At 39.8% G+C, this 15013-nt stretch carries 13 protein-coding genes; 3 read left to right on the top strand and 10 right to left on the bottom strand.

Features of this window, described 5'->3' with window-relative positions; translation table 11 throughout:
- Positions 1 to 68: 68 nt before the first annotated feature.
- Positions 69 to 1643, bottom strand: a complete 1575-nt coding sequence (locus B5G52_RS18190) for a BCCT family transporter (RefSeq protein WP_087534067.1) — start codon at positions 1641 to 1643, stop codon at positions 69 to 71.
- 334 nt (positions 1644 to 1977) lie between these two features.
- Between B5G52_RS18190 and egtB the strand changes: the two genes are divergently transcribed.
- Both egtB and egtD read left to right on the top strand, forming a co-directional pair.
- Positions 1978 to 3186: an ergothioneine biosynthesis protein EgtB gene (egtB, locus tag B5G52_RS18185; RefSeq protein WP_087534066.1), complete on the top strand. Its 1209-nt coding sequence runs from the start codon at positions 1978 to 1980 to the stop codon at positions 3184 to 3186.
- Positions 3183 to 4160: an L-histidine N(alpha)-methyltransferase gene (gene egtD, locus B5G52_RS18180; protein WP_087534065.1), complete on the top strand. Its 978-nt coding sequence runs from the start codon at positions 3183 to 3185 to the stop codon at positions 4158 to 4160. Before egtB ends, egtD begins: the two co-directional genes overlap by 4 nt.
- On the opposite strand, the gene B5G52_RS18175 is transcribed toward egtD, so the two are convergent.
- The 5 genes from B5G52_RS18175 to B5G52_RS18155 all read right to left on the bottom strand — a co-directional run bounded on the left by B5G52_RS18175 (position 4157) and on the right by B5G52_RS18155 (position 10201).
- Positions 4157 to 4912, bottom strand: a complete 756-nt coding sequence (locus B5G52_RS18175) for a PhzF family phenazine biosynthesis protein (RefSeq protein WP_176372579.1) — start codon at positions 4910 to 4912, stop codon at positions 4157 to 4159. The genes egtD and B5G52_RS18175 overlap by 4 nt on opposite strands.
- A gap of 52 nt (positions 4913 to 4964) precedes the next feature.
- The gene (gene asnB, locus B5G52_RS18170) at positions 4965 to 6638 is read right to left on the bottom strand and encodes an asparagine synthase B (protein WP_087534063.1); all 1674 of its coding nucleotides are present in this window, start codon (positions 6636 to 6638) and stop codon (positions 4965 to 4967) included.
- A 273-nt stretch (positions 6639 to 6911) separates the two neighbouring features.
- Entirely contained in the window at positions 6912 to 7844 is a 933-nt protein-coding gene (locus B5G52_RS18165; protein ID WP_087534062.1) for a biotin-dependent carboxyltransferase family protein, read from the bottom strand.
- A gap of 2 nt (positions 7845 to 7846) precedes the next feature.
- Positions 7847 to 8506, bottom strand: coding sequence for a 5-oxoprolinase subunit PxpB (gene pxpB, locus B5G52_RS18160; RefSeq protein ID WP_087534061.1), 660 nt, complete (start codon positions 8504 to 8506; stop codon positions 7847 to 7849).
- A gap of 177 nt (positions 8507 to 8683) precedes the next feature.
- A complete protein-coding gene (locus B5G52_RS18155) occupies positions 8684 to 10201 on the bottom strand; it encodes a leucyl aminopeptidase (protein ID WP_087534060.1) in 1518 nt (505 codons plus the stop codon).
- 170 nt (positions 10202 to 10371) lie between these two features.
- Between B5G52_RS18155 and msrA the strand changes: the two genes are divergently transcribed.
- Positions 10372 to 11667, top strand: coding sequence for a peptide-methionine (S)-S-oxide reductase MsrA (gene msrA, locus B5G52_RS18150; protein ID WP_087534059.1), 1296 nt, complete (start codon positions 10372 to 10374; stop codon positions 11665 to 11667).
- A 55-nt stretch (positions 11668 to 11722) separates the two neighbouring features.
- Here msrA and B5G52_RS18145 read toward each other — a convergent pair whose 3' ends face one another.
- The 4 genes from B5G52_RS18145 to B5G52_RS18130 form a co-directional block, all read right to left on the bottom strand.
- A complete protein-coding gene (locus B5G52_RS18145) occupies positions 11723 to 12199 on the bottom strand; it encodes a hypothetical protein (RefSeq protein ID WP_087534058.1) in 477 nt (158 codons plus the stop codon).
- 157 nt (positions 12200 to 12356) lie between these two features.
- On the bottom strand, positions 12357 to 13235 hold the full coding sequence (locus tag B5G52_RS18140) for a LysR family transcriptional regulator (protein WP_087534057.1): 879 nt from the start codon (positions 13233 to 13235) through the stop codon (positions 12357 to 12359).
- Positions 13236 to 13608: 373 nt separating this feature from the next.
- A complete protein-coding gene (locus B5G52_RS18135) occupies positions 13609 to 14265 on the bottom strand; it encodes a CoA transferase subunit B (protein ID WP_087534056.1) in 657 nt (218 codons plus the stop codon).
- 11 nt (positions 14266 to 14276) lie between these two features.
- Positions 14277 to 14975, bottom strand: a complete 699-nt coding sequence (locus B5G52_RS18130; RefSeq protein ID WP_087534055.1) for a CoA transferase subunit A — start codon at positions 14973 to 14975, stop codon at positions 14277 to 14279.
- Between the last annotated feature and the right edge of the window lie 38 nt (positions 14976 to 15013).

Here is a 15013-nt window from a genome sequence, read left to right as displayed (position 1 = left end):
AGCTTTTTCTTGCTTAACTGATCGGCATTACGCTAAAAGCGGCGTCTTTATATTTTAGTTTACATTGCTTAGCTTCTAGGCTCAGTTCTAAGACCTAGCAATAAACTCACGCACATAAGTAATAAGACCACGGTAAATGGCAAGCCTGTAGAAACAGCACCGGCTTGCAGTGCCTCCATCGCTTGTGTTCCGCCAATCCACAATAACGTTGCGGCAATTGCACCTTCAATTGATGCCCAAAAAATACGTTGTGGTACTGGCGCATCAACTTTACCACCCGCGGTGATTGAGTCGATAACCAATGAACCGGAATCAGATGAGGTAATAAAGAACACCAAGACTAACACTACAGCAGTGAAAGAGAGTAATTTGGCTAATGGCAGCTCGTCAAACATTTCAAACATGGCAAGGGGGACTTGCGTTAAACCATCTTTACCAAGCTTACCAACACCACTGACTACTTGGTCAATTGCAATACCGCCATAGATAGACATCCAAAGTATCGTAACCAGTGTTGGAATTAATAACACGGCAATTAAGAATTCACGAATTGTACGACCTTCTGATACACGTGCGATGAACATACCAACAAACGGGGACCATGAAATCCACCAAGCCCAATAGAATACAGTCCAACCGTGCATCCAAGTTTCATCTTCACGGCCATGTGGGTTACTTAATGGTACAATGTTTTCAACATAACCCATTATCGTGGTTGGAATATTACCCATTGCAGCAGCAAAGCCAACTAAACAAACAAATGCCATCAAAGCAAAGGCGATTAACATATTAATATTACTTAATAGTTTTACACCACCATCAATTCCACGTACCACAGAAATTATTGCTAATAATGTTACTACAGCAATCACTATAATTTGTAAACCAACACCAGATTCAATACCAAATACATGGTTAATACCGGCAGATGCTTGTTGTGCTCCGAGCCCCAGAGAAGTAGCTAAACCAAATAAGGTGGCCAGTACTGCTAAAATATCAATTAGGTGGCCGGGCCAGCCCCACGTTCTATCACCTAATATAGGATAAAAAATCGAACGTATAGAAAGGGGTAACCCTTTGTTATAAGTAAAAAAGGCAAGAGATAAGGCAACAACAGCATAGATAGCCCATGGATGTAGACCCCAATGGAACATAGTGGCGCCCATCGCCAATTTAGCTGCCTCTGGGGTATTAGGAGTCACATTTAATGGAGTTTCGTACCAGCCGGTAAAGTAAGCAACGGGCTCTGCAACCCCCCAAAACATCAAGCCGATCCCCATACCTGCTGCAAATAGCATTGCCATCCAGGAGAGGCGAGAGTGAGTAGGACGTGCATTTACACCGCCAAGGCGAATTTTACCGTACGGTGAAAAAATAAGGCCGATACAAAATAATAAAAAAATGTTAGCAGACCACATTAAAAAACTATCAAAGTTATTTAATATGCTTAACTTGATCCCATCGAGGCTTGCTTTTGCTGAGTCAGGATCACTCACTAACACCGCAATTAAAAAAATTAAAATTAAGCCAGCGCTAGTGCCAAAAACAGGGTTATGTACGTCAAATCCCCATTTTTGGATATTGTCTTGGCCTACAGTGTAGTCCGTATTATCGATACTATATTTGTCATGATTATCACTCATGAAAAACCTCTTTTGTTGTATTTCCGTTTATTTTAATGGTTTATTCAGCTTTAACCCACCAAGATATTATTTCGATGACTAACTAAAAATTAGTGTTAGGTTACTTGCTAAAGTGTAGAAGCAAACGAAAAATTGTAAATGTAAAGTCGCTAAAGTGCTGAATTATAGCCATTACGGTAGTTAATAGCTTACAGGATCAGTATCTGGCTGTCATGGCAACGCATAAAAATAAATGTATTTAAATCAATAAACATATAAGTCTAATTAATATTTCATCTAAGTGTCACTTCAATGTGTTTTAACTAAAGTTAGACTATAGTAAGTCAATAGGTAAATGAGGGATGATATGACCGCAAACAGTACACAATCATTAATCGCGTACTATAAAAAAGTGAGACAAGATTCTTTATCGCTTATTGCACCATTGAGTGCGGAGGATTGTCAGCTTCAAGCGATGAGTGATGTTAGCCCGATGAAATGGCACCTTGCTCATACCACGTGGTTTTTCGAAACTTTCTTATTGTTACCTCATATGAACAACTACAAGGTGTTTGATGAGTGTTTTTCGGTGCTATTTAATTCTTATTATAATGGCATTGGTGAGCAATTTAGTCGCGCAAATAGAGGGACTCTTTCTCGGCCAAGTTTAGATACAGTACTTGAATATCGAGCGTATGTTGATGATGCAGTACAGACATTATTATCAGTCAATACTACTCTAAATGAACTATTGGAACTTGGCTTAAACCATGAACAGCAGCATCAAGAGTTGATGCTCATGGATATAAAGTATAACTTTTCGATTAATCCATCATTTCCAGCCTATCAACACATCGACTGTAAAATAGTTGAAAGTGCACCTGTAAAAAGCATTCATTATATTGATTTTGAGCAAAGTATTACTGAAATTGGGGCAACACAAGGCTGTGGATTTTCCTACGATAATGAACAGCCAACACATCCAGTTTTACTGCAACCATTTAGTGTGGCTAATCGCTTAGTTACCAATGGTGAATATTTAGCGTTTATCAACGAGCAAGGCTACCAACAGCCTAAATATTGGCTTAGTGATGGATGGGCTTTATTACAAAGCACACATGCAAGATGCCCTTTATACTGGCATTGTATTAATGACAAGTGGTATGAATTTACTTTGTATGGCCTGCAACCCTTAGCGATGGATTTACCTGTCAGCCATGTTAGCTTTTATGAAGCGTCAGCCTATGCCTGTTTTGCCAACGCAAGATTGCCCACCGAGTTTGAATGGGAGCATGCAGCACAACAACATTGCCCAGAATTAGTTCAGTTACATGACAACTGTTGGCAATGGACAAACAGTGCTTATTTACCTTATCCGGGGTTTAAACCGATTGCGGGAGTTGCCGGCGAGTACAACGGTAAATTTATGAATAATCAAATGGTGCTTAGAGGCGGTTGTGCATTAACTCCTAATGGTCATTTACGCACTACATATAGAAATTTTTATTATCCACATCAAGCGTGGATGCAAAGTGGAATTAGGTTAGCGAGGGATAATGTATGAGCCAGTTAAAGGTCGTTAGCGAACAGCATACAACAGATGAAAGCTTTTTAAATGATGTGTTGGATGGCCTAAGTCAACAACAAAAGTCATTGCCGTGTAAATATTTTTATGATGATAGAGGCGCAGCACTATTTGAACAAATTACCGCGTTAAGTGAATATTATGTCACCCGAACTGAGCTTGCTATTTTAGAGCAATATTCCCACGACATTGCGAAAATGTTGCCAGAAAATTTATCAATCATAGAGCCCGGATGTGGTTCAGGTAAAAAGGTTGCATATTTATTAGCGCATTTGGCCAATGTAAAAACATTCGTTCCGTTTGAAATATCAAAAGAAATGCTTAATTACTCGCTCGCGCACTTATCGCCTTTATTTCCTGAATTGGTAATTTCTCCCTTACTGGGGGATTTTACCCATAGTCAAATGGTAAAGCAGTTAGCCAAAGATACTGCTTTAGATAACCAAACCAATCTAGTTTATTTTCCAGGTTCAACTCTTGGAAACTTTGCACCTATTAAAGCGATAGAGATTATGAAAAACTTCCATCGCTTATGTGGTTTAAACGGCTATGTGTTAATAGGCATAGATTTAGTTAAAGAACGTCAGGTACTGTTAGATGCCTATGATGATAAAGCCGAGGTGACGGCGCAGTTTAATAAAAATTTACTACAACGTATTAATAATGAGCTCAATGGCACGTTTAATTTGTCAGGCTTTAACCATCAATCCAGATTTAACGAACAACACAGCCGAATTGAAATGCATTTGGTGAGTCAATGTGAGCAAAGTGTTGTCATCAATAATCATTTGTTTGAATTTGCTCAAGGTGAAAGCATACACACTGAAAATTCACATAAGTACACAGTTGACTCGTTTGCTCAATTAGCTGAACAAGCTAATTTAACACTGGCTCACACGTGGCAAGACTGCAATAATTATTTTGCATTGTGCTTATTACGACCGCAGAATTAATATAGCAGCACACTTTGACAGGTTAAGTGATAGTTTAACCGTGCGCCATTTTTAGATGCTTGAATGATGACGCCTTTATTTTGTGTTGTTAATTGCTTAATGATGGGGGCTATAATGCTAACGGCTGAACCTGTTGCTTGGTCTTCGTCTATACCGTAATAAGGGGCGAAGTATCTAAAATACCATTGCTGTGTTTTGCTATCTTTTTGCAAAACGATAAGAGCCGTTGGAGCCGATAAAATAGGTTTGGTCAATATCGAACGAGTACTCAATGGCTGGCTGTCATCTAAAATGACGGTGGTGTAGCCACCTTCCTCTGCACTTGTGTAGCTGCGTAAAACAGTGCTATTAATTGCCTTTACGACAGCCTTATGCGGGGTAACTTCTTTGCTAGCTATTTGCGCCATACTCAGCCGTAATTGTTTTAATTTATAGGTTATTTTAAAGATTTCACCGCTTAGGCTTATAAATTGGTGAGGGTAATAACCTTGATACTGCTGCAAAAATAATGCTGCCGCTAAGGTCCCATGACCACAGCGTTTAATTTCATTACTTTGATTAAACCAACGAATAGGGCAAAGAACTTGGGTGCTATATTTTACATTTATAAAAACAGTCGCAGATTGCTGTGACGTGCGCGCAATTTGCTGCATCATGTAAGTGCTTAGCCCTGTCTGATGTAACACAATCAGTGCTGATGAGCCCGTTTTCTTAGTGCTAGGATGGGTAAAAACAGTTTGTTGCTGAGCCACCAGTACAAAACGTCTTGTTTTGTACCGGTGTAAATTTAATAGACCGTGAGGTTTATTGTTTTTGTGTATAGGCATCGTTATGGATACCGGCCGCGCGACCAGATGGATCCGCATTATTTTGAAACGATGCATCCCATGCCAGAGCTTCAGGTGTGGAACATGCAACAGATTTACCATGCGGCACACATTTAGCGGCTGCGTCACCCGGGAAGTGTGACTCAAAAATTGAGCGATAAAAATACGCTTCTTTTGAATCTGGTGTATTAATAGGGTACTTAAATTTAGCATTTGCTAATTCTTGGTCACTTACTTGCTCAGCAACATACTCTTTTAAAGTGTCAATCCAGCTGTAACCAACGCCATCAGAGAATTGCTCTTTTTGACGCCAAAGTACCTCATCAGGTAAATAGCCATCAAAACCTTCACGCAGAATGTGTTTTTCAATTTTACCGTCTTTACACATTTTAGCTTCAGGATTGATACGCATGGCCACATCAACAAATTCTTTATCGAGGAATGGTACACGTGCTTCAACACCCCAAGCGGCCATTGATTTATTCGCACGTAAACAGTCAAACATATGCAACTTTGATACTTTGCGGTTTAACTCTTCATGAAATTCCTGTGCATTGGGTGCTTTGTGGAAATACAAATAACCACCAAATAGCTCATCAGCACCCTCCCCAGAGAGTACCATTTTAATACCCATGGCTTTAATTTGGCGTGCCATTAAATACATCGGTGTTGATGCTCTAATAGTTGTCACATCATAGGTTTCGATATGATAAATCACTTCTTTTAACGCATCGATCCCTTCTTGAATAGTAAAGTGAATAGGGTGATGAACTGTGCCTATCATGTCAGCCACTTTTTGTGCTGCTGCTAAATCTGGTGAGCCTTCTAGACCAACAGAAAAAGAATGTAATTTGGGCCACCATGCATCACTTTCGTCATTATCTTCAATACGTTTAGCAGCAAAGTTTTGTGTGATTGCTGAGATAACTGATGAGTCTAGGCCACCAGAGAGTAATACCCCATAAGGGACATCGCACATTAGTTGGCGTTTAACGGCAGCTTCAAGTGCATCTTTCACATCTTGAGCTTGAGCGCTATTATCTTTAACAGCTTCAAATGATTCCCAGTCACGCTTATAATATGGTTTAAGTTCACCATCTTTACTATATAGGTAATGACCAGGAGGAAACTCCTGAATACTTTTACAAATTGGTGATAATGCTTTTAATTCAGAAGCAACATAAAAATTACCGTGCTCATCATGACCCGTATAAAGTGGAATTATACCAATATGATCACGACCTATAAGATACGCATCTTGCTCTTCATCGTATAAACAAAAAGCAAAAATACCATTTAAATCATCTAAAAATTCAGGGCCCTTTTGCTTATAAAGCGCCAGAATGACCTCGCAATCAGACTGCGTTTGAAAGGTAAAATCAGCCTCTAAATTTGCAGCTAACTCTTTGTGATTATAAATTTCACCGTTAACCGCTAAAATATGTGTTTTCTCAGGGTTATAAAGTGGTTGAGCACCGCTTGATACGCCAACAATGGCTAAACGTTCATGCACTAAAATCGCTTTTTCTGATGAATATACACCTGACCAATCAGGCCCTCGGTGACGTAATAACTTTGACATTTCAATTGCTTGACTACGCAACTGTGTGGCATCAGACTTTATGTCTAATACACCGAAAATTGAACACATAGTAACTCCTCATTCCTATCATGTGTGCAATTAGGCAGGCTTTGCCTAATTGCGAACCTTTGTTTTAACAGAAATATTTAACTAAGTCACATAGCTTTTACAATATTTTTAGAATAATTTATGCACCACCATAATCTTCATTGCACCAAGGTGGCCACTAAAGCTTGTTGACGACTTCTTTTAAAGCAATGAAAAACACAAATAACCACTAATCCATTATGTTATAGGGCTAATCCTCACAGGATTAAAGCTTGAGCGTTCCATTTTGGTGCATTAATGTTTTGCATTTTCAAGTGCTAGAGATAGCTGAGCAAGGTGAGCATCTAATTTTGCTTTTGCTTTATTGGCCGTGGCTATATCTACGTATTCAAAGCGAATGCTATCGCCTGGTTTTAATTGTGCAAATAGAAATAGATCAGCTTCAATGACTGTGCCAAGGAGTGGATAACCACCTGTCGTTTGGCCATCATTTAATAATACAATTGGCTCACCATTAGGAGGCAGTTGAATTGACCCCGGTGCAACAGCGAGTGAAGGTAATGAATGGCTGTGTGATAATGACTGTGATTGAGTATTCAAACGAACCCCCATTCGGTTACTCTGTGGCGTTACGTGCCATTTTTTACTGCTAAATTCATTGATAATGTGTTGTGTTAATAATTCTTCATGAATACTTGGGTGTATTCGGATCACTTCACGTTTTGCTGGTGATATAGCACCTAGTTTAGGCCAGTGTTCAGTAAATGGTTTAATTGCGAGTGTGTCATGCTCTTTAAGAGCGCAGCCAGTTGCACCGCCAAATCCTGCTGCTAAATCAGTCGAGCGAGAGTTCATTACTTTTTCACACTGGATCCCGCCTTTACAGGCTAAATAAGCCCTAAACCCATTACGTGCGGCTGCAAAGCGGATGGTTTGCCCCTTTTTGACGGTGTATGTCCAACCAGGGTAAATAGCTGTATCGTCTAAATGAGCCTTCATATCAGTGCCAATCAAAGCAATAACGGTATCGCACTCGAATTTGAGTTGAGCCAACCCTAAGGTAATTTCAATCACTGCATCGTTATCAGCATTGTCAAGTAATCGATTGGCTATTACCATCGCATAGCTATCTATTGCACCAGATTGAGCAACACCTAAATGGCGAAAGCCTGTACGTCCTTTATCTTGGACACTCATTAATAAACCCGGCTTAATAACTGTGATCATGATTAAGACTCCACACTAACAAACGATAAGGTATCACCAGGTTGTATAACACTTGGTGGGTTATTAAGGTAATCAAATAAGTTGAAATCAGTATGACCTATTATGTGCCAGCCGCCAGGGGAGTCAGCAGGGTAGATGCCTGTTTGATTAGCACCTATTGCCACAGACCCTTTTGGCACTTTAGTTCGTGGATTATCTCTACGTGGAGTATGTAATTGCTCAGTTAAGCCATGTAAATATACAAAGCCTGGTTGAAAGCCTAAAAATAGTACTTGATAGCGAGCATTACTATGCAGCTGTATAACGTCATGAGTGGTTAAATTATGTGCTTTCGCAACAAAGTCGAGATCAGGTCCATGTTCACCACCATAATGAGTAATAACTTTATGATGTGTGCCTTGATGTTGCATGGTATCGATGTCTTGCCACCAATTTGTTAGCTCATTTTGCCAACGCACTAGTTCATCCGAGTTGTGTAAATATACGCACAGGGAGTTCATAGCGGGTACTACATCTATAAACGCATTGCTTGCTTTGCACTTAGCAGCTAAAGCCCAGATTTTTTTTTGAATCTTTAGCGTGTCTTCAGATAAATGTGTTGCGTCCAAAAATAGGCTATTGCTACTGAGGGTTACAACTGATGTTGTTGTTTTTAAGTCCATTGACGATTATTATTTTTAGTTATTAATAACGTCAAGCTACCACACTCAATTAAAAATGTTTACACCTATGCGACTAGAATAATAGGCGCTCTATATAAATACAAAGCAAATCTAAGTAGGTGCACAAGTAAACGACTGTACTTATGCACCATATATTTAAGGCTTAATTATAAAAGCTTAATTACTTAACAGCCACTCACTTAAAAGTCGCACACCAAAGCCTGTGCCGCCAGGTGAGATTTCATCTTTGCCTTTAGTCGCAAGTGCATTACCTGCAATATCTATGTGTACCCAACGGGTCTCACCAGCAAAGTGCTCTAAAAAGCTCGCTGCCGTTGTAGCACCTGGTCCGCTTGAACCTAGGTTCTTAAGATCTGCAATGTCAGAACTTAACGTGCTTTTGTAGCCTAAAGGCAGGCGCCATAGGTTTTCGTTTACATGTTTACCCGCTAAGGTAAGTTGTGAAATAAGCGTATCGTCTTGTGAAAAAACGCCAGCGTAATCATTGCCCACAGCTTTGATTTTTGAACCTGTTAAAGTGGCAACATCAATCATGATTTCAGGATTAAAATGTTTACGTGCATACCACATGGCATCACTTAACACTAAGCGTCCTTCAGCATCAGTGTTGACTATTTCAACGCTGAGGCCTTCAGCAGTGCGTACAACATCGCCAGGGGCTACAGCAAATTGTGACACCATATTAGCCGCCATGCCCATAACGGCCACGACATTTTTATCCGCTTTAGCTAAAGCCATTGCTTTAACGGTACCAAGCACCGCGGCGGCGCCCGCCATATCAGATTTCATGCGGGCAATTGATGCGCCAGTTTTGATGCTATAACCACCAGAATCAAAAGTGATCCCTTTACCAACTAATGCAATGGGCGTTGTGTTTGAGCCTTTATAATGTGCTACAACTAATCGTGCACCTTGTTCACTGCCACGGCCAACTGCTTCAAGCGCACCCATACCGAGTTCTTTCAATTCATTTGGTTCTAAAACGGTAATTTCAACACCGAGTGCTTCTAATTCTTTTGCCGCTTTTGCAAACGCAACGGGCGTCATATGTGTTGCTACTTCAGAAGTCAGATCACGGGCTAAAAATACGCCTTGTTCTATGCTTTGTAGCGTAGAGTATGTGTTGTTGGTCTGTTTCTTGTCATCTACATCAAAGTAGTAGTTTACAGTGGCAGTGTTTGGCGTTTGTTTGTATTTCTCGAAGCGGTGATCTCGTAAATTTGCACCGTGGGCAAAATTAGCAGCAAGCTCAGGGTTACTAATAGTACCTTTTACGCTATCAAATACGATGCTTGCAGATTCAACTTTGTTTTGTAGTAGCGTCGCATGAACATTGCCACCCAATTTAGCGATGGTTGATTTGTCTAGTTGTTGTTGCTTGCCTGTACCAACGATGAAAACCCGTTGCTGTTTACGTGAGTTAGTTGTAATAACTTCCAGTATATCGCCGTATTTACCATCAAATTGCTTAATATCAATAGTGTGAGAAAGTTGATTTTTGAACTGTTTATCAACGTCATTAAATGCACTGTTATTGGCATCTTGGCTATAAAAAACCACTAATGTTTGTGCTTTATTGTTAATCTTTGTCGAAAAGTTAATCTCTGCCGCGGTTACTTGCGTACTTATTGCAAGCGCTAAGGCAATTGCAGAAGCTTTAAAAACGTTTTTCATGTTTAACACCCAGTTTTAATATCAAAAGTTAAAATAAAAAGACTTTTTACCTTATCTGGGCTCAAACTTTAAGTTAAACACGACAGATATAAGGTTTGAAGCGTTAAGGCTGAAATTAATACGTCAATTGATAGGTCTAGTAGATTAATAACGCATTTTAGGAGTTTTGTATGTTCAAACAACCGTTATCAATGATGCTTTGCACAGCACTAGTGAGTGCAAGCATTGGTGTATATGCTTTAGCGAGCGATGAAAAAACAGCGAATAAAAATGTTCAAGCCAGCATGCATGTACAAACACTGGTATTAGGTTCTGGGTGTTTTTGGGGAGCTGAAAAGCGCTATGAAGCAATGCCCGGTGTGATAGATGCTGTTTCGGGCTACGCTGATGGCAATGGCTTTAAAGCCACTTATAGAAATATAACAGCCTCATCTAAACGCTTTGACGATAATAATTACGCTGAAGTTGTCAAAGTTACGTTTAACAGTAATGTGTTAACAGCCGATGATCTACTTAAGCGTTATTTTGAAAGCCATGATCCAACGCAGCTTAATCGTCAAGGCAATGATATTGGCACGCAATACCGCTCTATTATATTAACCAGTAATTCAACACAACTTGATATAGCAAAGCAATTAAAAGCACAGTATCAACTTAAATTAACGGCAGCAGGCTTCGACTCAATTAAAACAGTGATAAAACCGCTGGATAAGTTTTACCCCGCTGAGGAATATCATCAGGACTACATAGCAAAAAATCCAAATGGATATTGCCCTGATCACTCTACAGGTGTGGTGTTCTCAACGCAGCCAAAGAGTGAAGTGGATAATAAAGCGCTGTTAGCAGGTAAGCAGATTGTGATCATTGATTCGCATGATTATTGCCCTTACTGTGAAAAGTTAAAAAAAGAAGTGACAAATGACTACAAAGGCACAATACCTTTGAGTTATAGAAAAGCTGATCAACTAACAGGCCTTACTATTAAATCTCCTACGTGGGCAACGCCTACCATCTTATTTTTAGAAAATGGTAAAGAAGTATTTGGCCGCCAAGGGTATGTGACAAATACTGAATTTTATAAAGCGTTGGGGGCATTTAAATTAGGAGATAGTGAAGCGTATCGTGTTGCTTTTAATGCACGCACTGATAGCCCTTTTTGTAAACAATACGATATTTTTAAAAACACACCGGATGGCCAGTTTATCGATAAGCTAAGTGGCGAGCCTTTATTTGACACTCGCGATAGATTTAAATCAGGCACAGGTTGGCTTTCTTTCACACACCCAATTAAAGACAGTGTCACTGAACATGAAGATAACAGCTTTGGTATGCAGCGAATAGAAATCAAATCTAAATCAACGGGGATACATCTGGGGCATATGTTTCCAGGGGAAGGGCCAAATGGTCAAGATAGGTATTGTATAAATGCAACGGTATTAGAATTTGCTGCCAGAGGTGATAGCTAATTAAAGTGAACGACACACAGAACATCTTAAGTGTGCCGCATCAAAAACAACGCATTTATAACGCTAAGTTTTGTTTAGCACGATTTAAGTTATGGTTAACTAAATCATTGTTAAACATTTGGTTAGCTTCATAAAAGTCTGAAATTGCTGCTGTCTCATTGTGTGACATAATACGGGCAACCCCACGGTTACTTAAAGCAAACGAGGTTAGCTCATTACGCTTATAGCTAGGTACTTTACTTGATTTAAGTAAAGTGATTGCCTGAGTACATAGGGTTTCAGCATCAGCGTAGTTGCTTAATTTTACATTCGCAGCACAGCTATTAAAAGGGATCTCATAAGCGCGATTAGGGTCGTTCTTGATAACTCCGTTGTCTTTAGTCAACGCCATCATTTCACCATTTGAAAGTGCGCTCGCAGATACTTCATTATCAATAACCATTAATTTATAGTCTGTTTGATCAGCAAGTACTGCTGAAGATGATGTTAATAGTGTCGCAACTAAAATTCGCTTCGTTAGTATATTTAACATGATAATTTCCTCTGAGTTATTTGGTTGTTCATAATGAACACATTAACTTTAGTCAGAGCTGGCGAGCGGTACAAACGATAAAAAGACACCTTACAAGTGAAATTTATTTACGTATGTAAGACAGTGAACAGCAACTCCAGAGTTGCTGTATAAATAATTATTTTAAATGTTTGTATGTATCTAGCAGCCATTTAATAAAGAGCTCTAGTGAAGCATTAGACTCGCTGGGTTCGTGATGAACCAAGTAATACTTATCTTTAGTTTTTAGCGGTAAGTTTGTGAAGTTAAACAACCACTCTTCTTCGAACCACGTTTGGCTGATAGGCAAGGGGATAAGTGCGATCCCCATTCCTTGCTGTGCGGCGCGTGCTACACCAAACATGCTGTCGACTTGGATTATTTGTTTCGGCGCGAAGTCTTCAATACCTGCATGCTCAGCCCATTGGTGCCAAGCCCATGGGCGTGCCTTATGCAATATTAGAGGTACTTCATTGAGTGCCTGAAATGGTTCATCTTTCCATGCCTCCCAATTCTTTTTGTTACAGGCTGGAGAGTATGACAACGAAAATAGCTCATGCACCACACCTTCAATAGGCTTAGAGGATGATAAAACAATAGAAAGATCACTTTGCTTAGTCAGCTCCTTACGCGTTTTCATGGTGTTTAATTGTAAATTTGTATTTGGATGCTCTGTGGTCCATTCACTGAGTTTAGGCATTAATAGTTCACTGGCAAAGAACTCAGGTAAGGTAATACTTATATTTACATTTTCTTGCAGCTGACTAAATTCGGTTATGGTCTTTTCAAGCGCTTTTATCAAAGGCGATACAGAGTCATAAAAGTTTTTCCCCGCGGACGTTAACCGAATTGAACGCGTTTGGCGCTCAAAAAGCTCAATACCTAGCTGCTCTTCCAATTGTTTAATTTGATGACTCACAGCAGATGGAGTTAGATAAAGCTGGTTAGCGGCTTCTTTAAAGCTTAACGTTCTTGCCGCAAAACAAAACGAACGTAATCCTCTAATAGGTGTTTGCATAGTCGATGTTAGTAATTCTCAATAAGGATAGTTAAGCAATAAACAACCCAATTTGCAAAGACTTAGCTGAAATAGTTCGTCAACTGATTAATTTTTGCTTATATTAATAAAAAATAAACATATTACGCTTATTAAAATTACAATCGCGAATATTTTTGATTAATCATTGTTACAGTTGATTTATTTGCAATATTAGTAGCATAGATAAGATTTCAGCGATTTTACTACTTTGGGGCAACGAAAATGGCTTTGCTATAAAATGGTGCAATTAGTTTTGCGCAAAAAAAATCCCTCTTGCGAGGGATTTTGGGTAACTCAGCGCCATTGGCACTGGGAATGAGGTCGGTACAAGGTGATTTATTGAGAGGTTAAGTTAAAACACCATCTCTGGAACATCACCAGTGACAAGCAATTTGCCTGCCGTTTTGCTAATAATTTCATCGACTGACACGCCTGGCGCGCGCTCTAGTAGATGAAATGCGCCGTCTTTAACTTCTAACACGGCTAAATCTGTCACTATTTTCTTTACACAGTTAACACCAGTTAACGGTAAATTACAACTTTCAAGCAGTTTTGAGTCACCATGTTTACTCGCATGGGTCATAGTAACAATAATATTCTTTGCGCCAGCAACAAGGTCCATCGCGCCGCCCATGCCTTTAATCAGCTTTTTGGGGATCATCCACGAGGCGATGTTTCCGTTCTGGTCAACTTCAAATGCACCTAAGACTGTTAAGTCTACATGACCACCACGGATCATTGCAAAACTATCTGCACTATTAAATATTGCAGCTCCCGTGGCTGCTGTCACGGTTTCTTTACCCGCGTTGATCATATCAGCATCAAGTTCAGCTTTAGTCGGGTAGGGACCCATACCCAGCAAGCCATTTTCAGACTGTAGCATAACTTCAATGCCATCAGGTACATAGTTAGCCACTAAGGTTGGAATTCCGATCCCTAAATTAACGTAGTAACCGTCTTGTAGCTCTTGCGCAACACGCATTGCGACTTGTTCACGTGATAATGCCATGTTGTGTGCTCCTAATCGCGAGTAGTTGTGCGTTCGATGCGTTTTTCAAAGCTGCCTTTAATAACGCGATTCACAAAAATACCAGGGGTATGAATTTGACTCGGTTCAAGCTCTCCTGGTTCTACAATTTCTTCCACTTCGGCAACGGTAATTTTACCTGCAGTGGCGGCCATTGGGTTAAAGTTCATGGCTGTATGGCGAAAAACAAGGTTACCATATCTATCTGCTTTCCACGCTTTAACAATGGCAAACTCACCGGTGATTGATTCTTCTAGAATATAAGGGCGACCATCAAACTCTTTTACTTCTTTACCTTCTGCTACCGGTGTACCGTAACCTGTTGCGGTGTAAAAAGCAGGAATACCAGCACCGCCTGCACGCATTTTTTCAGCGAGTGTACCTTGTGGAGTGAGTACCACATCAATTTCACCGCTCAGTAGTTGCTGTTCAAATAGGGCATTTTCACCGACATACGAGGCGATAATTTTTTTTATTTGCTTGTCATGTAACAAAATCCCTAAACCAAAGTCATCCACGCCGCAGTTATTTGAAACTACAGTTAGGTCTTTAGTTTGTTTACGTTTAATTTCGCTGATTAATCCCTCAGGAATTCCACATAAACCAAATCCACCAGCAATTATTGTATCGCCGTCTTTTAACCCTTCCATTGCAGCTTCATAGCTTGAAACTACTTTATCGAAACCGGCCATGGGCCCACTCCTTAATTATAATTATGATGTAATCAATC

This window comes from Pseudoalteromonas sp. A601, assembly GCF_002165575.1.
Taxonomy (GTDB): domain Bacteria; phylum Pseudomonadota; class Gammaproteobacteria; order Enterobacterales; family Alteromonadaceae; genus Pseudoalteromonas.
The sequence above is the reverse complement of the archived record's forward strand: the minus strand, read 5'-3'. Positions and strand labels throughout refer to the sequence as shown.